This window comes from Micromonospora sp. NPDC049282 (assembly GCF_043197045.1).
In the GTDB taxonomy this organism is placed as follows: domain Bacteria; phylum Actinomycetota; class Actinomycetes; order Mycobacteriales; family Micromonosporaceae; genus Micromonospora.
Genome location: NZ_JBICSL010000003.1, coordinates 362,283 through 382,463, shown reverse-complemented (window position 1 = coordinate 382,463; position 20,181 = coordinate 362,283). Strand labels below are relative to the sequence as shown.

Sequence of the window (20,181 nt, the reverse complement as noted above, 5' to 3'; positions counted from 1 at the left end):
CCACTTCTCGCGCTTCGCCCCTCGGGGGCGGTCTCTCCTGGATCGCCCGCGCCACCTCGGCGAGGTGGCGGTATCAACCCGCCCGGAAACAGCCACCTCCCCGACCTGGCAACCGCAACGCCCCGGACCGGGCCGTTGTCCACAGGATGGCGGGTTATCCACAGGGGCGAGAGGCGGGGCGGCGCGGAGCGTCAAGACCCGCTTAGCCTGCTGGCGGGACGGGGCGGACGGTGGGCGGGAGGCCGGCGGTGGCGGGTGCGGAGTCGACGTTGCGACCGGTGCGCTGGCGCGGGCTGCCCCGACGCCGAACGCTGGTCCGGGTAACGCTGGTCGCGGTGCTGCTGGGGCTGGCCGCAGCGGTGCTGCAGACCCCGGGCGACTGCCCACCCGGGCCACCCCGGGTCGGCGACGCCACGGCGCCCGGCCCGGCCGGGCCGACCGGGGCTCCGACGCTCCCCGCCGGGGCCGTCGGCGTACCGATCCGGCTGGCCGAGCCGGCTGCCCTCGCCGTGCTGCGCCCGGGCGCCCGGGTGGACCTGCTGGTGGTGCCGGCCGGCGGGTCGCCCGACCCGAGCCTGCTCGCCCCACGGGCGCTGGTGCTCGACGTGGTGGGCCCCACCGGGGCGGTCGACGGGTCCTCGGCGCTCTACCTGGCGCTCCCACCGGAGCAGGCCCGGCGCGCGGTCGGCCTGCCCGAGGGCAGCCGCTTCGCCGTGGTGGTACGCGGCTGACCCCGGCCCCGACCGGTCACTCCCAGTGCGGCGGGCGCTCCGCGAGCAGCCAGTCGTCGCTGCGGTCGGGGCGTTCGCCCCAGCCGCGGTCGGTGTCGTCGGTGGTCTGCTCGGGCAGCACCACGAAATCTTCGCTGAGGTCGACCACGCGGTCGTCGTCGCCGCGCGGGACCCGGATGCCGGGGTCGGTCACGAGCAGCAACGATACCGCCGCGGACGACCACCTCGGCCCTCCGGACGCCTCAGATCCCGGCCCGCCCTCCCCGCGCCGCCACGCTCTGCACGCGAGCGGCGTCCGGACGGGCTCAGCGGGTCCGGCGGGCTCATGGGCTCAGTGGGCTCGGTGGGCTCAGTGGGCTCGGGCTCGGTGGGCTCGGGAGGGCGAGCCTTCGCCTCGGGCCGGCGTCTCGGGGCGGTCGGTCCAGCGCGCGCGATCCCGGGCCGGCGTCTCGGGCCGAGCCCGGGCTGCCGGCCGAACTTGACGCCGTAGGCGGATCGACGCTCGCCGCGTCGGGCGGCCGACCGGCCGGGGCGTTGGTAGCGTCGGTCGGCGTGACGACGCCGAGCGGTGGCAACTCCGACGACGAGACCTGGCGACGCCCCGAGCAGCCGGCCGCAGCGGACGGATCACCGGCCGCGCACCGGCCCGGTGACGACCGGCCGGCCGGCACGGGACGTACTCCCGAGGGCGCGCCCAGGGAGGTGAGCCCCGCCACCGGCACCGGCCCGGGCGGCCCGGAACATCCCGACGGAGCCGGCCCGGACGGCGGCTCCGCTGGGGCCCGGCGCCGCACCTCCGAGGCTGGTGCCGCCGGAGCCCGGACGGCCGCCACCGGAGCCCGGACGCCCGACATCGGTGCCGCCGGAGCCCGGACGGCCGACACCGGCGCCGCCGGAGCCCCGACACCCGACACCGGCGCGGCTCACGTCCCCGAGGCGGGTGTGACCGAAGGCGCCAGCCCATGGTCGCGTGAGGGTGCCTCGGAGAGCCCGTGGGCCAGGCCGGACCCGGCCGCCCCTGTCGGGGGCTGGACCGCGACCGGCGGTGAGTGGCCCGGCCCGGCCGGTCCCGCCGGCCGCCCGGCGCCGGGCGGGCCGGGCGGGTATGCCGGACCGCCGGCCGGCGCACCGCCGCCGCCCGGTTGGCGACCGCCGGTGCATGTGCAGGTGCCGCCGCCCCGGCGGCTCCCGCCGCAGGACATGGCCGCCATGGACCGTTCCGAGCAGCGCGCCCAACAGCTCACCTACGGCATCGGAGCGGTCGTCGGCGTGGTGCTGTTGCTGCTGACGTGTCTGCTCTGCTCGCGGATCCTGTTCTAGGCGAGCCTCAGACGATGCCGTCCCACACCATCTTGGCCCCGCTGTCGCCGGTCAGGTAGACGTAGATCAGCGCGAACACGGCGAGCACGACCGCCACGGCGGTCAGCGCCAGGGGCACCCAACGGGGCAGGTCGCGGGTGCGGGCGAAGCCCTTGGCGCTCAGCACCAGCAGGAGCGCCACGACCGCCAGCCCGAGCGTGAACCAGAGCAGCGTCTCGCCGTACTCGGCGTGCTCGTGGATCTTCTGGAGCCCCTCGGGCGGGTAGCCGCGCGACTCCAGCGCCTCCTCCAGCTCCTCGCCGGACTCCGTCGCCACCCAGGCGAGGATCGGGGTGACCACGGCCAGCGCCACCACCGCCCAGTCCAGCCGGGACCGCCAGCGGGGCAGCGCCCCGTACGCGACGGTGAGCAGCGCCAGCAGCGGCACCAGCACCACCACGGCGTGAATGACCAGGACGTGGCCCGGGAGACCGTTGACTTCCCTGAACACCTACACCTCCGGCGAATGGACGGATTCGCGCGCGGTCAGCGTACGACGCGGCGTGGACACACATCGACATCCACGCACGGCGCAGCGTTCCGGTTCACCGGCCCGCCCGGATACCGCCACCCGGCGTGGCACTCTTGATCGGTGGACACCGACGACTTCGGCCTGTTCGGTCCGGAATCGGTCACGTGGAAGGTGCACGAGGAACCGGTCCTGATCGTCGCCGGCCTGCGCTCGCTCTACCTGCAGGCGCTGCACCCGCGCGCGATGGCCGGGGTGGCGCAGAACAGCAACTACCGATCCGACGCCTGGGGCCGGCTGGTCCGGACGGCGAACTACGTGGCGACGACGATCTACGGCACCACCGCCGAGGCGGAGGCGGCCGGCCGGCGGCTGCGTACGCTGCACGCCCGGATGCGCGCCACCGACTTGTTCACCGGTGCGGAGTTCCGCGTCGACGAGCCGGACCTGCTGCGCTGGGTGCACGTCACCGAGGTCGAGTCGTTCGTGAGCACCGCGCGGCGGGCCGGGCTCGCGCTGACCGACGACGAGGTGGACGGCTACTACACCGAGCAGCGCCGAGCCGCCGCCCTGGTCGGGCTGGACCCGGCGGACGTGCCGGGCACCGCCGCCGAGGTGGAGGCCTACTACCGGGACGTACGCCCGGAGCTGCGGATGACCCGGGAGGCGGCCGAAACCGCGCTGTTCCTCACCGCTCCGCCGATCCCGTGGAAGCTCAGCCCGACGGTGAAGCTCGGCCTGAACCTCGGCCCGCCGCGCTGGGCGTACCTGGGGGTGGCCGGCACCGCGCTGGGTCTGCTGCCGCCCTGGGCGCTGCGGCTGTACGGCGGGCTCGGCCTGCCCACCACCGCGCTCTCGGCCGAGGTGGGCGTGCGGGCCCTGCGGCTCGCCCTGGCGGCGGTGCCGCGGCGCTACCGGGAGGGGCCGTTGCAGCAGACCGCCAAGGAGCGGGCGGCCCGGCTCGCGGCAGCCTGAAGCTCTTTCAGTCGGCGTCGGCGAAGCGTTCGACGGCCGACCACGGGTCCTTGCCCGGCGCCTGCGCCCCGGCCGGGCAGGTGCGCCGGTAGTCGCACCAGCCGCAGCGCGGCCCCGGCTCGGTGGGGAACTCCTCGTCGGGGTCGGCCCCGCCGGCCACCGCCCGCTCGGCGGCCATGATGTCGCGGGCGGTCTCCTCGGCGCGGGTGAGCTGCCGGTGCAGTGACTCCGGGCTGTGCTCGTGCGCGGCGACCGTGCCGGTGGGCAGGTGGTGCAGCTCGACCCGGCGGCACGGTCGCCGGAACACCCGCTCCGCCGCGTACGCGTAGAGCGCGAGCGCCTGCGAGCCGCGGGCGTCGTCGGCGTCCAGCCCGGTGCGGCCGGTCTTGTAGTCGACGATGACCAGCTCGGGCCGCCCGTCCGGGCCGGGGCGGGAGTCGATCCGGTCGGTGCGGCCGTTGAACGCCAGCACGGCGGTCTTCACCGCGACCACCCGCTCCACGCCGATCGGCTCGTCGGCCGGGTCGAGGCCCGCCACGTAGGACTCGAGCCAGGTCAGCGCCCGCCGGAAGGCGTCCCGCTCCTGCTCGTCGTCGCGGTAGCCCTCGCGGACCCAGGTGCCCTTGAGCAGGGTGCCGAGCGCCTCGGGACGGCGACGGTCGGGGGCCAGCGCATACCAGTTCTTCAGGGCGGTGTGGACGCTGGCGCCCAGCGAGTTGTGCGCCCAGGGCGGCCCCTTCGGCGGGGCCGGCCGGTCCACGTACGCGTAGCGGTAGCGCCGGGGGCAGTCGGCGTAGGCGCCCAGCCTGCTGGGGGTGCAGACGAACAGCCGTTCGGGCATGCCCGCGAAGCCGAGCTGCTCGGCCTGCTCGCCGCGGGGCCGGGGCGCCCGGCCGCCGGCGGGTCGTCCGGTCGGTGAAGGTCGTCGCACACCCGGAGATCCTGCCATCCGGCTACGACATCGGACGGACCGCTCAGGCGTTGTTGAGGTACTCGGTCACGAACGCCGCGATCGCGTCCGCGATGAGCTGCACGGCGATGGCGGCCAGCAGCAGGCCGGCGATCCGGGTCAGCACCTCGATGCCGCCCGGGCGGAGCACCTTGACGATCCCGCCGGAGAAGCGCAGCACCACCCAGACCGCGACCATCACCGCGACGATGGCGAGCGCGATGGCCACGTAGTCGGTCACGCCGCCGGCCCGCTGCACGAACAGCATGGTGGCCACGATGGCGCCGGGCCCGGCCAGCAGCGGGGTGCCCAGCGGCACCAGGGCGATGTTGGAGGTGACCTGCTGGCTCGGGTCGTCGGCCTTGCCGGTCAGCAGTTCCAGCGCGACCAGCACCAGCAGCAGGCCACCGGCGGCCTGCAACGCGGGCAGGTCGACGTGCAGGTAGGCCAGGATCGTCTGCCCCGCCACCGCGAAGATCACGATGACCCCGAGCGCCAGCGCCACGGCCTGCCAGGCGGCCCGGTTCCGGTCGCGGGCGGGCAGCGGCCCGGTGAGCGCGAGGAAGATGGGCATCATTCCGGGCGGGTCGACGATCACCAGCAGGGTCACGAAGACCTCGCCGAAGAGCTTGAGATCCACGCGGACACGGTAGCCGTGCCGCCGGAACGCTTCAGCCTGAAGCGACCGGGGTCACTCCCCGGGCCAGCCCGACCAGCCGCTCGTACGCCTCGGGGCTCGTGGTGTGCGCGCCGAGACGGACGGCCTTGTGCGTGCCGTGGAAGTCCGACGAGCCGGTGACCAGGAGGCCCAGCTCGGCGGCGAGGCGGCGGACGTGCTCCCGCTCGGCCGGGCTGTGGTCCTCGTGGTCGGCCTCCAGGCCGGCCAGGCCGGCCGCCGCCAGGTCGACGATCAGCTCGTCCGGCACGATCCGGCCGCGCCGGCTGGCCCTGGGGTGGGCGAAGACGGGCACCCCGCCGGCCGACCGCACCAGCTCGACCGCGCGGAAGACGTCGATGTCGTCCTTGGGCAGCCGGTACCGCTCCCCCAGCCAGTCCGGCCCGAACGCCTCGGTGGTGGTGGCGACCAGACCGGCCCGGATCAGCGCCTGCGCGATGTGCGGCCGACCGACCGTGCCGCCGGCCGCGCCGGCCAGGATCGCCGACCAGCTCACCGGGATGCCGTCGGCCCGGAGCAGCCGGACGATCCGCTCGCCGCGAACCTCGCGGGCCCGCCGGACCCGGGCCAACTCCGCGACCAGCTCCGGCGCCTCCGGGTCGAAGAGGTACGCGAGCAGGTGCAGCGGGACTGCCGGCTCGGCGCCGAACCAGCGGCAGGAGAGTTCGGCGCCGCGGATCAGGGTGAGGCCGGGCGGCAGGGCGGCGACGGCGGTGGCCCAGCCCGCCGTGGTGTCGTGGTCGGTGAGCGCCACCACGTCCAGCCCGGCCTCGGCGGCGGCCGCGACCAGCTCGGCCGGGCCGAGCGTGCCGTCGCTGGCGGTGGAGTGGGTGTGCAGGTCGATGCGGGCGGGAACGCTCACCCGCCCGACGCTACGCCCCGTCCGGCACGACGGGGGTGTCGGCCACCACCACCGGGCGTTGCCCCGGCGCCATCCCGTCGAGCGTCGACGGGGTCGGCCGTTCACCGGCCAGCACCCGGTCGGGCTTGACCCGGACCAGCCCGCCCGTGGCGTCCACGTGCAGCGCGGCGCCGGCGTGGGTCCAGGCCGCCGTGCCGACCAGCCGCGGACCGGCCGGGTGGGCCGTCGGGGCGCCGGCCGGTGCGGCCAGGTTGATCAGCACGGCGGTGCGGCCGGTGCCGTTCGCCAGCAGCCAGCGCCCGTCCGGCGAGACCGTGCCGAGCCCGTCGGCGGCCAGCTCCGGGCCGCAGCCGGTGCGCGTCGGGGTGAGGTCACGGGCCGGGTCGAGCAGCGCCAGGCAGGGCCGCCGCGCCGGCCCGGTGGCGACCAGGCCGACCACCAGCCCGTCCGGGCGGGTGCCGTAGACGGCGCGTACGTCCGGGTTCGTGGCGCCGGGCACCCCGCCCATCGCGCGTCGCCAGACGCTCATGCCGCCCCGGTCGGGCTGGCTGACCAGCACGTCGTCGCCGGTGAAGCCGACCGGCACGACGCCGGTCGGCGCGGCCACCCGGCTGGGCGCGATGAGCTGGCCGGCGACCACCCCGGCGGCGACCAGGTCCGGGCCGTCCCGCCAGGCCACCTGCCGGCCGTCGGCGGAGACCGCGACGGCGTCCGCGACGGCGAGCATCACCTGCGGCGTGCCGTCCGCGGCGGACACCCACCAGAGGGTACGACCGGCGGCGGTGGCCGCCGAGGTGAGCAGCCAGCCCTCCCGGTCGTGGATCCGCTGCGCCCGTTCGACGCCGCTCACCCCGGTCAACTCCCGCCGCTCGCCCCCGCTGGTGTCCAGCACGTCGCCGACGAGCAGGTCGAGTTCGGCGCGGACCGGACCGGGCCGGGACACCGGAGTGGGCGCGGTGGGCAGCGGGGACGCGGAGAGCCCACGCGGGTCGCCGAGCACCACGGTCGGCGTGCCCTCGCGCCCGCCCGGCTCGCTGAGCTGCGCCATCCCGGTGGTGACCAGCACCGTCGCCATTCCCGCCAGGGCCAGGCCGGTGAGCGCCCGGCGGCGTCCGCTGCGGCGCGCCCGCCGCAGCACGTCGCCCGCCGGATCGGGGCGCAGCGGGCCGGGCCTGTCGACCCGGCGGGAGAGGGTCTCCCGCAGTGCCCGTTCCAGCTCGTCCTCGCCCACGGGGAATGGACGCTCCGGGCTGCTCGTCCGGTTGTCAGCGGCGGGCCGAATGCCGCTCATCGGGTCTCCGCCGCGATCCCGACGGCCGGACGGACCGGGGCGGGCGTCGTCGTCAGTGGCGTGGCCGGGCGGGGCGCCGGGCTCGCGGGCGGGCCGGCGGACCCGGATCGGCGCGCGGGCGTGCGCTGGCCGGCGGGCGTGCGCTGGCCGGCCGATGCGGGCTGCCGCCCGGGCGTGGGCCGGGCCGGCGCGGTGGACGGGGTGGACGAGGCGCGGCGGTCGGCGGGCGCGGGCGGGGACGTCTGCGGCACCTCGGCCGGCAGGCCCAGGGCGGCCTCGGAGCCGAGCCGGCGGCGCAGGGTGTTCAACGCCCGGGAGGTCTGGCTCTTGACCGTGCCCGGAGAGATCTCCAGCAGGGCGGCCGTCTGCGCCTCCGACATGTCCTCGTAGAAGCGGAGCACCAGCACGGCGCGCTGGCGGGCGGGCAGCGCCTGCAGCTGCCGCCAGAGCGCGTCCCGGTCGAGCTGGTGCTCGATCTCGTCGACGCCGGCCCGTTCCGGCAGCACCTCGGTCGGTCGTTCGCCGTGCCAGCGGCGGCGCCACCAGCTGGTCGACGTGTTCACCAGGACCCGGCGGGCGTACGGCTCGATGGCGTCGATCCCGCCGAGCCGTTTCCAGGCCAGGTAGGTCTTGGTCAGCGCGGTCTGGAGCAGGTCCTCGGCGGTCGCCCAGTCACCGGCCAGCAGGTAGGCGGTGCGCAGCAGGGCACCGGAGCGGGCCGCGACGAACTCGCGGAACTCCTCCTCCAGCGGATCCCTGCTCGCCACGCTCACCTCCGCGCCCCCGTCCTGCCTGGCAGGCTCCCACGGCCGAGTAGGTCGGGTCGACGGCGAAAGGTGTGCAGTCCTTCCGATGTTCGGACGAAAAGTTTCAGGCGCCGTCGTCGGCCTTGGCCTCGTCGGCCTCCTTGCCCAACCGCGCCTCGACGGCCTGCGGCTCGTACATCTCCTCCACCACGCGGAGGTAGAGCTCGTTCGGGTTGGGCAGGTTCTTGACCTCGCGCAGCGCCTGCTCCTGACCCGCCGACTCCAGCACGAACGTGCCGTAGTTGAGAGCGCGGCCGGTCGGGGTCTGCTCGTACTTCATGTCGGTGACCCGGACCAGCGGCATCATCGCGACGCGGCGGGTGATGATCCCGTTGACCACCATCACCCGCTTGTTGGTCAGGATGAACCGGTCGTACCACCAGTCGGCGACCCGCCAGGCCACCCAGCCCATCACGGCGAACCAGAGCAGCACCGCGACCGTGGTCAGCGCGCCGACGTCGCGCCCGGCGAGGAAGCCGGAGAGGTAGCCGAGCACGAACGTGGCCGCGATGCCGACGATGATCGGCGTGGTGAGGTGGATCCAGTGCCGCTTCCACTCGCCCCGGTAGCGCTCGGTGGGGAAGAGGTAGCGGGCGACAAGTGAGCTGGGCTCGTCCTCCAGCGGCAGCACGCGGCGTGGGGCCATGCCGGAGGCGTCGACCCGGAGACCGGCCAGCTCCTCCTCGGAGATCGGCTGCTCCGGGTAGCCCTCCGGGTCGCGCGCCCAGGCGCGGCCGGAGCGGCCCTCACCGGCGTAGCCGGGACCGTCGCCGAACGCGGCATCGTCCGACAGGGAGGGCCCGGCCCCGTAGGCGGGGCCGGCGCCGTAGCCGGGACCGTCGTCCGGGTCGATCCGCGGGATCGGCTCGGTGTCGCGCTCCCGGCGTGCCCGGTCGGGATCGTCCGGGTCGAAGGGGGGACCGGAAGGGCTTCCCATGGGCGGCTAGGCGACGAGGTTGGTGAAGAAGTCGCCGAAGCCCTGTGCGATGTCCATGATGCCGCCACCGAGAGACTTGAACACGTCGGCGGCCGAGTTCGGCCGATACGCGACGAAGAAGATCAAGAATGCGATGCCGGCCCAGGTGAGGACCTTCTTGACCATAGCGGGCCATCCTCTCGCGCGGAGCCGGGTCCGTTTACCGCAGCGGCACCCAGAGTATCAGCATGGTGTCGTACCGTGAATATCTGCGTCCGCTCCCCGACTCGCCGGTGCCGGCCGGTCAGGCCTGCCCGTGCAGGTACGGGGACGGTGCGCCGTACACGAGCTCGGGCGGCGTCCACTCGGTGAGGTCGTGCAGCACGACCTCTTCCGCGAGGAGGTGACCCGCGCTCGCCGGCCAGGCTATCGCATGGAGCCACATTCCCCGAGCCTCGCCGGCGTACGCGCTTCGATCCGTTTCGGACCGCACGAGCCACATTGGAGTGGGATGACCCCCCACCCGGATCTTCGCGTGCGGCACACGCTCGGGATGACCAGGGCCGGGATCGGTCAGCGCCTCCTCGACCTGGGGGCCGGGATCGGGGCCGGGCAGTCCCGCGAAGCGGGAACCCAGGCCGACGCCGGGCTCCTCGGCGACGAAGATCAGGTCGGCCGGTCCACCGTCGAGCGGCGCCGGGCCGGCGCAGGCGACCACCGTGGCGCGGATCCCGGCCCGGTCGTCACCCGCCCAGGCCACCCCGGTCAGCGTCCAACCCGGTGGAAGCGGCCATGGGCACCACAGCGGCATCCCCAGCCGGTCGACCGGCTCGCCGTCGGCGGCCACCCGCTGGACCACGCTCGCCATGATCTCGGCGCTGATGTGCTCCGGCACGTGCAGGGGCACGACCGGGCCGCAGCGCGTGCACCGGTACTCGCCGTGCATCAGGTCCGGCTCGCGCACCGGGCCCGCGCATCTCGGACAACTCACCGCGACTGTCACGCCTTCACCGTCACCCGGCCGCGGCGGGGCGTCAAGCGGGCCGGGCCGATGAACATGGGATTTCCGTCCGGCGGCACAACCGTCAGCCGGGAGGCGGTCCGGCGTACGACCGGATCCAGGCGTGCATGGCGATGCCGCTGGCCACCCCCGCGTTGATCGAACGGGTCGAGCCGTACTGGGCGATCGAGAAGAGCGCGTCGCAGGCCGTCCGGGCCACCGGGGAGAGCCCCGGTCCCTCCTGCCCGAACAGCAGCACGCAACGGCGGGGCAGGACGCCGGTCTCCAGCGGCCGGGAGCCGGGCAGGTTGTCGATGCCGACCACCGGCAGCCGCTCCCCGGCCGCCCAGGCGACGAACTCCTCGATCGTCGGGTGGTGCCGGACGTGCTGGTAGCGGTCGGTGACCATGGCACCCCGGCGGTTCCACCGCCGGCGCCCGACGATGTGCACCTCGGCGGCGAGGAAGGCGTTGGCGTTGCGGACCACCGTGCCGATGTTGAAGTCGTGCTGCCAGTTCTCGATCGCCACGTGGAAGTCGTGCCGGCGCCGGTCCAGGTCGGCCACCACGGCCTCCCGCCGCCAGTAGCGGTAGCGGTCCACCACGTTGCGCCGGTCCCCGGCGGCGAGCAGCTCCGGATCGAGGCGCGGGTCGTCCGGCGGGTCACCGGACCACGGCCCCACCCCCACGTCGAGCTGGTCGTCGGTCACGGTCTGCAGAGGGTACGGGCCGACCGGCCGCACCGTCAGCGCAGGTCGAGCGCGCCGCCCAGCCGGTCGAGGAACCGCCGGTCGGCCGGGCTGGGCGGGGTCTGGCCGGCGCGACACACCCGGGCGGCCACCGACTCCACCCACTGCCGGTACGCGGCGGAGTCGGCCGGGTCGGCCCGGCGGCGCAGCACCCGCACCGCGGCCCGGGCCGCGGCGAGCAGGTCCACCAGGTCGGTGAGGCGTTCGCCGCGCTCGGCCGCGCCGTCGTGGCGGGCGTAGATCGCGGTGACCACCGCGCGGATCAGGTCGCTGTCGAAGGCCCGGCCGGCGGCCACCGCGTCCAGGCCGGCCAGCCCGGCGGTGACGCCACGGTGTGGGCGCCCGGGCCCGGGCGAGGCGGCGGCGACGAGGACCCGGCCGGGCAGGTCGGTCAGCAGGTCCCACTCCGCCGCGGTGTACGCGGCGGTGGTGGGCGGTGCGGCGCGGCGACCGGCAGAGGACGGCTCTCCGGCGACGGAGTGGCTCATGGGGACCTCCAGCCAGAGCATATGCCCCGGGCGGAGCTGCGGGCCCCGTCCCCGCCGAACGGCGACGGGACCCGCGTGGCGGGCGTCCGGGTCAGCGCGGCCGGGGGAAGCTCGGGCGCTCCGGGTCGACGCCGTCCGGCGCCGCGGCGGCCGCGTACTCCTGCTTGGGGACCATGACCTTGCGCCGGAAGACGCAGACCATGGTGCCGTCCTGGTTGTAGCCCCGGGTCTCCACCGCGACCACGCCGCGGTCGGGCTTCGAGGCCGACTCGCGCTTGTCGAGCACGGTCGTCTCGCCGTAGATCGTGTCCCCGTGGAAGGTCGGGGCGACGTGCCGCAGCGACTCGATCTCCAGGTTGGCGATCGCCTTGCCGCTGACGTCGGGCACCGACATGCCCAGCAGCAGCGAGTAGATGTAGTTGCCGACCACCACGTTGCGCTTGAACTGGGAGGCGGACTCCGCGTAGTGGGCGTCCAGGTGGAGCGGGTGGTGGTTCATGGTGAGCAGGCAGAAGAGGTGGTCGTCGTACTCGGTGACCGTCTTGCCCGGCCAGTGCCGGTAGACCGCGCCGACCTCGAACTCCTCGTAGTAGCGGCCGAACTGCATCCTGGTCCCTTCGACGGGCGGCGATGGAGTTCGGCACAGCATGCCTTACCGCTGGTTAAGGCGAGGGTCGGGGCGCTCGCGCGGCGGAAATGTCACACCGGGCGCCACCTGGGGGGAGACGCAATGAGCGGCGGGGCCCTCCCCGGCACCCGCCGCCCACGCTCTGATGCAGAAGATTCTGCCGTACGGGGCACCGCGCCGACAGAGATGGACGTCACATTTATCTTTTCGTAACACTACTCAGCGTTATAGGGGCCCCCTCAGTAAGCGATCTCCGCAGGCCGGATACCCCCTCGTCAAGCCGCAAGTTACCGGTTCGTAGCAAGAACTCAGCGTGATCTCCCTGGAAACGCTCCCATCACGTCCCGTCACGCAACTGCGTCCTGCACTTGCGATCCGCACGACCCCTAGGGACAGATAGAGTTCGATGTGCTGAGGATCTCCCCAGGCCGGCCTGGTGTTTCGCCAGGCAGGCCACGGGAATTCCCCTGGATCGACCTTGGTTCCACCGGACGTACGGCAATCCGCGGTGATCGGAGAGTGCAATGTCAACGGTTGAGCTGACCACGGCCAACTTCGACGAGGTGACCGGGCGCGACGGCATCGTCCTGCTCGACTTCTGGGCGGACTGGTGCGGCCCGTGCAAGCGCTTCGCCCCCGTCTACGAGCGCTCCTCGGAGAAGCACCCGGAGATCGCCTTCGGCAAGGTCGACACCGAGGCGCAGCAGGACCTGGCGGCCAAGTTCAACATCAGCTCCATCCCGACCGTGATGGCGATCCGCGACGGCGTCATCGTGTACGCCCAGCCGGGCGCGCTGCCCGAGTCGGCGCTGGAGAACCTCATCGAGCAGGTTCAGCAGCTGGACATGGACGACGTCCGCAAGAAGCTGGCCGAGCACAAGCACTGAGCACGTCCCTGGCCGCCGGCCGGGCCCACCACGGGCCCGGCCGGCGTCGTTCTCCCTGCCTGGTGACCGGCGGGACGGACAGCCAGAAATGGCCGAGCGAGGGACAGTTCCGGACGGTTCACTCCCGTATCGTCACGACCTGATGGAGACCTTGACCGCGCGCGGGCGTGCCGTCCGGCTGGCCGCCACCCTGCTCGGGCTGGCACTGATCCTCCTCGGCACCGTGCACGGTACCGACGACGACTTCCCGTTCGGGCCGTTTCGGATGTACTCCACCTCCGACCCACCGGACGCGCCCGCACCCGACACCCGGGTCGAGGGCGTCGACCGGACCGGCGCCGTGGTCTCCCTCGGTCAGGACGACACCGGCATCCGCCGCGCCGAGATCGAGGGTCAGCAGGACCGGTACGCCGCCGACCCGAGCCTGCTGCGCACCGTCGCCGAGGCGTACGCGGAACGCCACCCCGCCGCCCCGGCGCTGGTGGAGGTGCGCATCGTGGTCCGCTGGTACGACATCCAGGGTGGACGCCCGACCGGCGAGTGGACCGACCGCACCGCCGTTCGCTGGGAGACCGCCGGATGACCGGCTGGCTCACCGAGGCGGTGCCGCGCGGCCGGGTGGCCGCCTTCCGCACCCTCGTCTACCTCTTCGTCGCCGCCGACCTGGTTGTCTTCACCCCCTGGGTACGCACCCGCGTCGACGTTCCCGGCGACCTCTACCAGCCGCTGCTCATCGGCCGGCTGCTGCCGCTGCCCACGCCCGACCCGGCCCTGGTCGGCGTGGTCTTCTGGGTGCTGCTGGTGGCCGCGTTGCTCGCCGCCACCGGCCGCGCGCCGCGGCTGCTCGGCTGGACGGTCTTCGCGCTCTACTTCGAGTGGATGATCGTGGCGATGAGCTACGGCAAGGTCGACCACGACCGGTTCGGGCTCCTGGTGGCGCTGGCCGCGCTGCCGACCGCCGGCCGGGCCCGGCACGGCGACCCGACCCGCACCGAGGCGGGCGGCTGGGCGCTGCGGGTCACCCAGATCGCGGTGATCTGCACCTACTTCCTCGCCGCCTGGGCCAAGTTCCGCTTCGGCGGTCTCGACTGGGCGACCGGCTCGGTGCTGGCCCGGGCGATCATCCGCCGCGGCACCGACCTCGCCGACCTGATCGCGCAGGTGCCCCACCTGCTGATCGTGGCCCAGTTCGGCATCCTGGCGTTCGAACTGCTCAGCCCGCTGGTGTTCGTGGTGCCGGCCCGGTGGCGGACGGCCGTCATCGGCTTCTTCTACTCGTTCCACCTGGTGACCGTCGCGACGATCACCATCTCGTTCGCGCCGCACCTGGTGGCGATGACCGCCTTCCTGCGGTTGGAGAAGGTCCGCCCGGTGATCCTGGCCCGCCGCCTGCTCGGCCGCCGCGCCGCGCCGCCCGCCACCGCGCCGCCGGCGTCTGCCAAGTCGACGATCGCGGTGCTCCAGGCGCCGGACGCGGCACCTTCGTCCGGCCCGACAGGGGCGAGCGCCGGCTCGTAGCGCCGAGTTGTCGACCGGGCACGAGGAAAGGCGGCAGCGGGTCGGTCATGGGGTCGGGTCGGGGCGGCCCGTCGGGCCGTACAACCGCTCCCGGGCCTCCTGCGGCAGGGCGCACGCGGCGGTGCCGCCGGGCAGGCGGTGGCGGTTGCGGGCCACCCAGCGGTACGCGGGCCAGGCCGCGGCGCGTACCGGCGGGAAGCGTAGGCCGCCCCCGACGACGCGCCAGAGCGGTCCGCTGTCGCCGAGCAGCCGGGCGATGGCGTCCGGCCCGGCGGCCCGGGAGCCGTCGGCGCCCACCCACTGGACCGCCTCCTCGCACTCGGCCTCGGTGAGGCCCAGCGCCGCCAGGTCGGCGAACTGCCACGGGACCACCCGGGCGCCGGTGGGGATACGGCGTTCGACGAACTGCGCGCAGCGGGTGCAGAAGGCGCAGTCGCCGTCGTAGACGAAGGTCGACGTCTCCATGCCACCATCCTGCACCCACGCCCGGGCCGGCGGTGCGTGGTGTCCGGCGCGTCACTTGCGCTTCCTTCGTACACGTGTTCGAATGAGCTCCATGCGCTGGGACAACCTCTCCGCTCCCCCGGACGAGGGGACTCCCGACCGGGCAGCGCCGGCGGCTCCACCCCTGCCGCTGGCGCTGCCCGGCGCGGTCGCCCGCACGTTCGACACTCCCGACTTCGCCGGCATGACCTTCTACGAGGTGCAGGCCAAGTCGATCATCAACCGGGTGCCCGGCCGGTCGCGGGTGCCGTTCGAGTGGACCGTCAACCCCTACCGCGGCTGCTCCCACGCATGTCGATACTGCGTCTCCGGCGACACTGAAATTCTGCTGGCGGACGGACGAACGAGGCCCATCAGCGATCTGGCGGTAGGAGATCGCATCTACGGCACCGAACGGCGCGGCACCTACCGCCACTACGTCGTCACCACCGTGCTCGACAAGTGGTCGACGGTGAAGCGGGCCCACCGGGTCACCCTGGCCGACGGCACCACGTTGGTGGCCAGTGGCGACCACCGCTTCCTGACCGAACGCGGCTGGAAGCACGTCACCGGCAGCATGCGGGGCGACGCGCGACGCCCCTACCTGACCACCCGCAACCGCCTGCTCGGCACCGGCCGGTTCGCCGTCGCGCCGAAGCGCTCCACCGACTACCACCGGGGCTACCTGCACGCGTTGGTCCGGTGGCCCGACCCCGACCGCCGGCGCACCCCGCACGACGACGGGTCGAGCATCGCACCGCCCGGCCACGACCACGGCCCGCCCGACGACGCGCCGAGCCACGCATCACCCGGCCACCACCACGGCCCGCCCGACGACGCGGCGAGTCCGGCATCGCCCGGCCACCGGCAAGGTCCGGTCGGCGACGCCGGGGCCGCCGGTGCGCGGCGGAGCTTCCGGCTGGCCACCACGGAGGTGGAGGCGTTGGAGCGCGCCGAGCGGTTCCTCGCCGAGGTCGGTGTCGCCGTCGAGCTGGCGGCCGGCCGGACGACCCGCCGCTCCACCGTGGTCCGGGTGGCGCGGGCCGCCGACGCCGAGGTCGTCGCCGGCCTGGTCCGCCCGCCGGACGAGCCGACCGACGACTGGCGGCTGGGCTTCCTGGCCGGCTCGTTCGACGCCGGCGGCAGTTGCAGCCGGGGCGTGTTCCGGATCGGCGTCGCCGACGACGTCAGCCGGCGGCGGGCAGCCGCCGCCCTCGACCGGTTCGCCTTCCGGTCGGTGCTCGACGAACCGGGCAACCGCAACGGGACAGGCCAGCTCCGGCTGACCGGTGGCCTGCCGGAGCGGCTGCGCTTCTTCCACCTGACCGACCCGGCCGTCACCCGGAAGCGCTCGATCGAGGGCGCGGCGCTCAAGTGCGCGGCGCGGCTCCAGGTGACCGCCGTCGAGGATCTGGGCCTGGAGCTGCCGCTGTGGGACATCACCACCGGCACCGGCGACTTCATCGCCAACGGGGTGGTCAGCCACAACTGTTTCGCCCGCAACACCCACACCTATCTCGACCTCGACGCCGGGGCGGACTTCGACCGCAAGGTGATCGTCAAGGTCAACGCCGGCGAGCTGGTCCGGCGTGAGCTGGCCGCCCCGCGTTGGCGCGGCGCGCACGTCGCGATGGGCACCAACGTGGACTGCTACCAGCGGGCCGAGGGGCGTTACCGGCTGATGCCGCCGATCCTCGAAGCGCTGCGCGACTTCGCCAACCCGTTCTCCATCCTGACCAAGGGCACCCTGCTGCTGCGCGACCTGCCCCTGCTGCGGCAGGCCGCCGAGGTGACCCGGGTCGGGCTGTCCTACTCGGTCGGTTTCGTGGACGAGACGCTCTGGCGGCTGGCCGAGCCGGGCACACCGAGTCCGCGCCGCCGGCTGGACGCGGTCCGCCGGCTGACCGACGCCGGTTTCCAGGTCGGGGTGCTGATGGCCCCGGTCCTGCCCGGCCTCAGCGACGACGAGGAGTCGATCGACGCCACGGTGGCCGCGATCGCCGCCTCCGGGGCCGCCGACGTGACCCCGCTGGCGCTGCACCTGCGACCCGGCGCCCGGGAGTGGTACGCGCACTGGCTGGCCCGCGAGTTTCCCCACCTGGTGCCCCGATACCGGCGGCTCTACCAGGCCGGCGCGTACGCGCCGCAGGCCTACCAGCGGGAGGTGACCGCGCGGGTCCGGATGGCGGCGCGCCGGCACGGGCTGCACCGGGGCGAGGTCGGCGACAACCGCCGGCTGCCCGAGACCCCGCCGACCGCCCCGGCCGCCGAACAGCTCTCCCTCCTCTAGGGCAGCGTGAGCCCGCACCACCGGAGCCATGCGCGTTAGGCTCGGCTGATGCGTTCCGCCCAGCAGCTCCTCGCCGACTCCGCCGTGATCGCCGTGGTCGGGGCCTCCCGCGACCCGGCCAAGGCCGCACACCGCGTACCGCTGGAGATGCAGCGGCACGGCTGGCGGATCATCCCGGTGAACCCGACCGTGGACGAGCTGTTCGGCGAGAAGGCGTACCCGACGCTGGCCGACATTCCGCACCCGATCGATCTGGTCGACGTGTTCCGGCCGGCCCGGGACGCGGTCGAGGTCGTCCGGCAGGCGGTGGCGATCGGTGCGCCGGCGGTCTGGCTGCAGCTCGGGATCGTCTCCGCCGAGGCGCGCCGGATCGCCGAGGAGGCCGGCGTCGACTACGTCGAGGACCGGTGCCTCCTCGTCGAGCGGGCCGCCGCCGGCCTCACCCGGCGCAACTGACCGCGCCGGCCGCCGGCTCGGGGCCGAAGAGCAGGTCGAGTTGGGCGTCGAGCGCGGCCAGTGCGGTCTCCGGCGGGTAGTGCCCGCCGAGCACGTGGACCCCGAGCCCTTCCAGCACGGCGAGCAGACCGACCGCGGCCCGGTCCGGATCCACCCGGCCGTCCGCGACGAGCGGTGATCCGGCGGCGATCCGGCCGGCGACGAACGCGAGCAGCGCGGCCGTCCCGCCGTGCAGCGCGGCGGCGACGGCGGGCCGGACGGCGGTGTACGCGAGGAAGGCGAGCGCCACGCGGCCGTCCGCACGTCGCTCCTCGTCCAGGGGCAGCAGCTCGGCCAGCATGGCGCGTAGCAGCGCCCGGGGAGCCGGCGTCGCGCCGAGCGCCTCGACCGCCCGGCGCACCCGGGCCTCGTTGCGCTCGCTCACCACGGCGAGCGCGAACGTCATCATCTCGTCCCGGGTGCGGAAGTAGTGCTGCACCATCCCGGCGCTGACCTGGGCCGCGGCGGCCACGTGCCGCAGGCTGACCGCCTCCAGCCCCTGCTCGGCGGCGACCCGCATCAACGCGTCGGCGATCAGCGCCCGGCGCTCCCGATGATCGACCCGTTTCGGCATGCTCCCATGCTTTCACAATACGACTGCATTGACACGAGCGTCGTCCGGCCTTTACATTGCGACTGTATTGCAAAGGGGAGGTGCGACGGTGAGACGAACGATCCGGCTGGCGCGACGCGTCGTGGCGTACGAATGGGGCATGTGGCGCAGCCTCGCTCGATGGACGCTGCGCCGCCCCTACCCGGTGGCCCCCGGCGCGGCGACGTTCGCCTACGTCGGCGGCGTGCAGCCGATCCTGCTGGCCTTCCTCGCCCTGTCCACGATCGAGATCCCGATCCTGGACGTGATCCTCCGACACACCGTCGACTCGCCGGCGATCCGGCACGCCGCGATCGCGGTCGGCGTCTGGGGCGTGCTGTGGATGGTCGGGCTGCTGGCCAGCCTGCGGATCCATCCGCACGTGGTCGACGGCGCCGGCCTGCGGGTGCGCAACGGAACCTCGCTCGACATCACGATCCCGTGGACCGCCGTCGCCGGAGTGTCGGTGCGCCGCCGGTCACTGCCGTCCAGCCGCGCGTACCGGTACGACGAGGACGATCCGACGGTGCTGAACCTCGGCGTCGGCAGCCAGACGGCGATCGACGTGACGCTGCGGGAACCGCTGACCGTGCCGCTGCCCAACGGGCCGAGCGCGCCGGTCCGGGAGATCCGGATGTACGCGGACGACCCCACCGCGCTTGTCGACCGCGCGCGCCGGCACCTCCCGGCCGAGCGCCGTTCCGGGTGTTGAGCGGGGGCCCCACCTCTGCCGGAGACGTTGACAGGGGGCCCCGCCTTACAGCTTGTACTCCTTGAGGAGGCCGCGCGAGATGATCGTCTTCTGGATCTCCGAGGTGCCCTCGCCGATCAGCAGGAACGGCGCCTCGCGCATCAGCCGCTCGATCTCGTACTCCTTGGAGTAGCCGTAACCGCCGTGGATGCGGAACGCCTCCTGGACCACCTCGGCGCAGTATTCCGAGGCGAGCAGCTTGGCCATGCCGGCCTCCACGTCGTTGCGCTGCCCGGCGTCCTTGAGCCGGGCCGCGTTGACCATCAACGAGTGCGCGGCCTCGATCTTCGTGCCCATCTCGGCCAGCTTGAACGCGATCGCCTGGTGCCGGGCGAGCGGCTGACCGAACGTCTTGCGCTGCTGGGCGTACGCGACTGCCAGCTCGAACGCCCGGATCGAGATGCCGCAGGCGCGGGCCGCCACGTTGACCCGGCCCACCTCGATGCCGTCCATCATCTGGTAGAAGCCGCGGCCGACCTTCTCCTCGCCGCCGAGCACGGCGGAGGCGGGGACGGTGACGCCGTCCAGCACCATCTCGGTGGTCTCGACGCCCTTGTAGCCCATCTTGTCGATCTTGCCGGGGATGGTCAGCCCGGGCGCGGTCTCGCCGAAGCCGGGCTCCTTCTCCAACAGGAACGTGCTCATGTTGCCGTAGACCGAGTCGGCGCCGGTGTCGGTCTTGACCAGGGTCGCCACCACCGAGGAGTACGCGCCGTTGGTCAGCCACATCTTCTGCCCGTTGAGCACGTAGTCGTCGCCGTCACGGACCGCCTTCGACTTGATCGCCGAGACGTCCGAGCCGCACTCGGGTTCCGACATGGAGAACGCGCCGCGCACCTCGCCGGTGGCCATCCGGGGCAGGAGTCGGGCCTTCTGGTCCGCCGAGCCGTGCTGGGAGATCAGGTACGCCACGATGAAGTGCGTGTTGACGATGCCGGAGATCGACATCCAGCCCCGGGACAGCTCCTCGACGACGAGCGCGTAGGTGAGCAGCGACTCACCGAGGCCGCCGTACTCCTCGTCGATGGTGAGGCCGAACAGCCCCATCTCGCGCATCCCGTCGAGGATGTCGGCCGGGTACTCGTCGGCGTGCTCCAGCCGCTGGGCGTGCGGGATGATCTCCTTGTCGGCGAACTCCCGGACGGTTTCCAGGATCGACCGCTGCACGTCGGTCAGGCCGGGCGTCTGGGCGAGTCGAGCCATCTCAGCCTCCGGGGTCGGCGCATTACTCATGGGTAACTGAACGCTCGGTCAGTATCCGGCCCCG

Annotated in this window: 25 protein-coding genes; 9 read left to right on the top strand and 16 right to left on the bottom strand. The window is 73.8% G+C overall.

Annotated elements, in window-relative coordinates:
• The first annotated feature begins 248 nt into the window (after positions 1 to 248).
• Positions 249 to 731, top strand: coding sequence for a flagellar biosynthesis protein FlgA (locus ACGFI2_RS08430; RefSeq protein WP_393512681.1), 483 nt, complete (start codon positions 249 to 251; stop codon positions 729 to 731).
• A 16-nt stretch (positions 732 to 747) separates the two neighbouring features.
• Here ACGFI2_RS08430 and ACGFI2_RS08425 read toward each other — a convergent pair whose 3' ends face one another.
• On the bottom strand, positions 748 to 924 hold the full coding sequence (locus ACGFI2_RS08425; RefSeq protein WP_393512679.1) for a hypothetical protein: 177 nt from the start codon (positions 922 to 924) through the stop codon (positions 748 to 750).
• A 962-nt stretch (positions 925 to 1,886) separates the two neighbouring features.
• Between ACGFI2_RS08425 and ACGFI2_RS08420 the strand changes: the two genes are divergently transcribed.
• Positions 1,887 to 2,051: a hypothetical protein gene (locus ACGFI2_RS08420; protein ID WP_393512676.1), complete on the top strand. Its 165-nt coding sequence runs from the start codon at positions 1,887 to 1,889 to the stop codon at positions 2,049 to 2,051.
• A 7-nt stretch (positions 2,052 to 2,058) separates the two neighbouring features.
• On the opposite strand, the gene ACGFI2_RS08415 is transcribed toward ACGFI2_RS08420, so the two are convergent.
• Positions 2,059 to 2,541, bottom strand: a complete 483-nt coding sequence (locus ACGFI2_RS08415) for a DUF2231 domain-containing protein (protein ID WP_393512673.1) — start codon at positions 2,539 to 2,541, stop codon at positions 2,059 to 2,061.
• A 141-nt stretch (positions 2,542 to 2,682) separates the two neighbouring features.
• On the opposite strand from ACGFI2_RS08415, the gene ACGFI2_RS08410 reads away from it, so the two are divergent.
• Positions 2,683 to 3,534, top strand: coding sequence for an oxygenase MpaB family protein (locus tag ACGFI2_RS08410; RefSeq protein WP_393512670.1), 852 nt, complete (start codon positions 2,683 to 2,685; stop codon positions 3,532 to 3,534).
• A gap of 7 nt (positions 3,535 to 3,541) precedes the next feature.
• On the opposite strand, the gene ACGFI2_RS08405 is transcribed toward ACGFI2_RS08410, so the two are convergent.
• The 11 genes from ACGFI2_RS08405 to ACGFI2_RS08355 all read right to left on the bottom strand — a co-directional run bounded on the left by ACGFI2_RS08405 (position 3,542) and on the right by ACGFI2_RS08355 (position 11,877).
• On the bottom strand, positions 3,542 to 4,375 hold the full coding sequence (locus ACGFI2_RS08405; RefSeq protein WP_393513147.1) for a RecB family exonuclease: 834 nt from the start codon (positions 4,373 to 4,375) through the stop codon (positions 3,542 to 3,544).
• A gap of 133 nt (positions 4,376 to 4,508) precedes the next feature.
• On the bottom strand, positions 4,509 to 5,123 hold the full coding sequence (locus ACGFI2_RS08400) for a MarC family protein (RefSeq protein WP_393512667.1): 615 nt from the start codon (positions 5,121 to 5,123) through the stop codon (positions 4,509 to 4,511).
• 31 nt (positions 5,124 to 5,154) lie between these two features.
• Positions 5,155 to 6,021 carry a PHP domain-containing protein gene (locus ACGFI2_RS08395; RefSeq protein ID WP_393512664.1) on the bottom strand — a complete coding sequence of 289 codons (867 nt, stop codon included), beginning with the start codon at positions 6,019 to 6,021 and terminating at the stop codon, positions 5,155 to 5,157.
• Positions 6,022 to 6,031: 10 nt separating this feature from the next.
• Positions 6,032 to 7,312: a hypothetical protein gene (locus ACGFI2_RS08390; protein ID WP_393512661.1), complete on the bottom strand. Its 1,281-nt coding sequence runs from the start codon at positions 7,310 to 7,312 to the stop codon at positions 6,032 to 6,034.
• The gene (locus tag ACGFI2_RS08385; protein ID WP_393512658.1) at positions 7,309 to 8,079 is read right to left on the bottom strand and encodes a SigE family RNA polymerase sigma factor; all 771 of its coding nucleotides are present in this window, start codon (positions 8,077 to 8,079) and stop codon (positions 7,309 to 7,311) included. The genes ACGFI2_RS08390 and ACGFI2_RS08385 overlap by 4 nt, the downstream gene beginning before the upstream one ends.
• Before the next feature lie 103 nt (positions 8,080 to 8,182).
• Positions 8,183 to 9,055 (bottom strand): PH domain-containing protein, encoded by an 873-nt coding sequence (locus ACGFI2_RS08380; protein ID WP_393512655.1) that lies wholly within the window; start codon positions 9,053 to 9,055, stop codon positions 8,183 to 8,185.
• Positions 9,056 to 9,061: 6 nt separating this feature from the next.
• Positions 9,062 to 9,220, bottom strand: a complete 159-nt coding sequence (locus tag ACGFI2_RS08375; protein WP_013283898.1) for a hypothetical protein — start codon at positions 9,218 to 9,220, stop codon at positions 9,062 to 9,064.
• 118 nt (positions 9,221 to 9,338) lie between these two features.
• On the bottom strand, positions 9,339 to 10,025 hold the full coding sequence (locus tag ACGFI2_RS08370) for a DUF6758 family protein (protein ID WP_393512652.1): 687 nt from the start codon (positions 10,023 to 10,025) through the stop codon (positions 9,339 to 9,341).
• A 94-nt stretch (positions 10,026 to 10,119) separates the two neighbouring features.
• Entirely contained in the window at positions 10,120 to 10,743 is a 624-nt protein-coding gene (locus ACGFI2_RS08365; RefSeq protein WP_393512649.1) for a TrmH family RNA methyltransferase, read from the bottom strand.
• 35 nt (positions 10,744 to 10,778) lie between these two features.
• Positions 10,779 to 11,270 (bottom strand): hypothetical protein, encoded by a 492-nt coding sequence (locus ACGFI2_RS08360; RefSeq protein WP_393512646.1) that lies wholly within the window; start codon positions 11,268 to 11,270, stop codon positions 10,779 to 10,781.
• A gap of 91 nt (positions 11,271 to 11,361) precedes the next feature.
• Positions 11,362 to 11,877, bottom strand: coding sequence for a MaoC family dehydratase (locus ACGFI2_RS08355; RefSeq protein ID WP_393512643.1), 516 nt, complete (start codon positions 11,875 to 11,877; stop codon positions 11,362 to 11,364).
• A gap of 545 nt (positions 11,878 to 12,422) precedes the next feature.
• On the opposite strand from ACGFI2_RS08355, the gene trxA reads away from it, so the two are divergent.
• The 3 genes from trxA (at position 12,423) to ACGFI2_RS08340 (ending at position 14,303) form a co-directional block, all read left to right on the top strand.
• Complete coding sequence (gene trxA / locus ACGFI2_RS08350) at positions 12,423 to 12,785, top strand: thioredoxin (protein ID WP_393512641.1); 363 nt, start codon at positions 12,423 to 12,425, stop codon at positions 12,783 to 12,785.
• Positions 12,786 to 12,927: 142 nt separating this feature from the next.
• On the top strand, positions 12,928 to 13,368 hold the full coding sequence (locus tag ACGFI2_RS08345) for a hypothetical protein (RefSeq protein WP_393512638.1): 441 nt from the start codon (positions 12,928 to 12,930) through the stop codon (positions 13,366 to 13,368).
• A complete protein-coding gene (locus ACGFI2_RS08340; RefSeq protein ID WP_393512635.1) occupies positions 13,365 to 14,303 on the top strand; it encodes an MFS transporter permease in 939 nt (312 codons plus the stop codon). The genes ACGFI2_RS08345 and ACGFI2_RS08340 overlap by 4 nt, the downstream gene beginning before the upstream one ends.
• 45 nt (positions 14,304 to 14,348) lie before the next feature.
• Here the strand turns inward: ACGFI2_RS08340 and ACGFI2_RS08335 are convergent, their stop codons facing one another.
• Positions 14,349 to 14,768 (bottom strand): thiol-disulfide oxidoreductase DCC family protein, encoded by a 420-nt coding sequence (locus tag ACGFI2_RS08335; RefSeq protein WP_393512632.1) that lies wholly within the window; start codon positions 14,766 to 14,768, stop codon positions 14,349 to 14,351.
• A 91-nt stretch (positions 14,769 to 14,859) separates the two neighbouring features.
• On the opposite strand from ACGFI2_RS08335, the gene ACGFI2_RS08330 reads away from it, so the two are divergent.
• Together ACGFI2_RS08330 and ACGFI2_RS08325 are read left to right on the top strand one after the other, a co-directional pair.
• On the top strand, positions 14,860 to 17,076 hold the full coding sequence (locus ACGFI2_RS08330; RefSeq protein WP_393513144.1) for an intein-containing Rv2578c family radical SAM protein: 2,217 nt from the start codon (positions 14,860 to 14,862) through the stop codon (positions 17,074 to 17,076).
• Positions 17,077 to 17,124: 48 nt separating this feature from the next.
• A complete protein-coding gene (locus ACGFI2_RS08325) occupies positions 17,125 to 17,532 on the top strand; it encodes a CoA-binding protein (RefSeq protein WP_393512630.1) in 408 nt (135 codons plus the stop codon).
• Here the strand turns inward: ACGFI2_RS08325 and ACGFI2_RS08320 are convergent.
• Entirely contained in the window at positions 17,516 to 18,145 is a 630-nt protein-coding gene (locus ACGFI2_RS08320) for a TetR/AcrR family transcriptional regulator (RefSeq protein WP_393512627.1), read from the bottom strand. The genes ACGFI2_RS08325 and ACGFI2_RS08320 overlap by 17 nt on opposite strands.
• 88 nt (positions 18,146 to 18,233) lie before the next feature.
• On the opposite strand from ACGFI2_RS08320, the gene ACGFI2_RS08315 reads away from it, so the two are divergent.
• The gene (locus ACGFI2_RS08315) at positions 18,234 to 18,875 is read left to right on the top strand and encodes a PH domain-containing protein (RefSeq protein WP_393512624.1); all 642 of its coding nucleotides are present in this window, start codon (positions 18,234 to 18,236) and stop codon (positions 18,873 to 18,875) included.
• A gap of 45 nt (positions 18,876 to 18,920) precedes the next feature.
• Here the strand turns inward: ACGFI2_RS08315 and ACGFI2_RS08310 are convergent, their stop codons facing one another.
• Positions 18,921 to 20,117 carry an acyl-CoA dehydrogenase family protein gene (locus ACGFI2_RS08310; RefSeq protein WP_393512621.1) on the bottom strand — a complete coding sequence of 399 codons (1,197 nt, stop codon included), beginning with the start codon at positions 20,115 to 20,117 and terminating at the stop codon, positions 18,921 to 18,923.
• Positions 20,118 to 20,181: the final 64 nt, after the last annotated feature.

Bases quoted from the DNA above. Each gene is read 5' to 3' on its own strand.
- ACGFI2_RS08405 (WP_393513147.1), bottom strand. From the start codon at position 4,375: ATGCCCGAACGGCTGTTCGTCTGCACCCCCAGCAGGCTGGGCGCCTAC.
- ACGFI2_RS08390 (WP_393512661.1), bottom strand. From the start codon at position 7,312: ATGAGCGGCATTCGGCCCGCCGCTGACAACCGGACGAGCAGCCCGGAG.
- ACGFI2_RS08380 (WP_393512655.1), bottom strand. From the start codon at position 9,055: ATGGGAAGCCCTTCCGGTCCCCCCTTCGACCCGGACGATCCCGACCGG.
- ACGFI2_RS08375 (WP_013283898.1), bottom strand. From the start codon at position 9,220: ATGGTCAAGAAGGTCCTCACCTGGGCCGGCATCGCATTCTTGATCTTC.
- ACGFI2_RS08360 (WP_393512646.1), bottom strand. From the start codon at position 11,270: ATGAGCCACTCCGTCGCCGGAGAGCCGTCCTCTGCCGGTCGCCGCGCC.
- ACGFI2_RS08355 (WP_393512643.1), bottom strand. From the start codon at position 11,877: ATGCAGTTCGGCCGCTACTACGAGGAGTTCGAGGTCGGCGCGGTCTAC.
- trxA (WP_393512641.1), top strand. From the start codon at position 12,423: ATGTCAACGGTTGAGCTGACCACGGCCAACTTCGACGAGGTGACCGGG.
- ACGFI2_RS08345 (WP_393512638.1), top strand. From the start codon at position 12,928: ATGGAGACCTTGACCGCGCGCGGGCGTGCCGTCCGGCTGGCCGCCACC.
- ACGFI2_RS08340 (WP_393512635.1), top strand. From the start codon at position 13,365: ATGACCGGCTGGCTCACCGAGGCGGTGCCGCGCGGCCGGGTGGCCGCC.
- ACGFI2_RS08335 (WP_393512632.1), bottom strand. From the start codon at position 14,768: ATGGAGACGTCGACCTTCGTCTACGACGGCGACTGCGCCTTCTGCACC.
- ACGFI2_RS08330 (WP_393513144.1), top strand. From the start codon at position 14,860: ATGCGCTGGGACAACCTCTCCGCTCCCCCGGACGAGGGGACTCCCGAC.
- ACGFI2_RS08325 (WP_393512630.1), top strand. From the start codon at position 17,125: ATGCGTTCCGCCCAGCAGCTCCTCGCCGACTCCGCCGTGATCGCCGTG.
- ACGFI2_RS08320 (WP_393512627.1), bottom strand. From the start codon at position 18,145: ATGCCGAAACGGGTCGATCATCGGGAGCGCCGGGCGCTGATCGCCGAC.
- ACGFI2_RS08310 (WP_393512621.1), bottom strand. From the start codon at position 20,117: ATGGCTCGACTCGCCCAGACGCCCGGCCTGACCGACGTGCAGCGGTCG.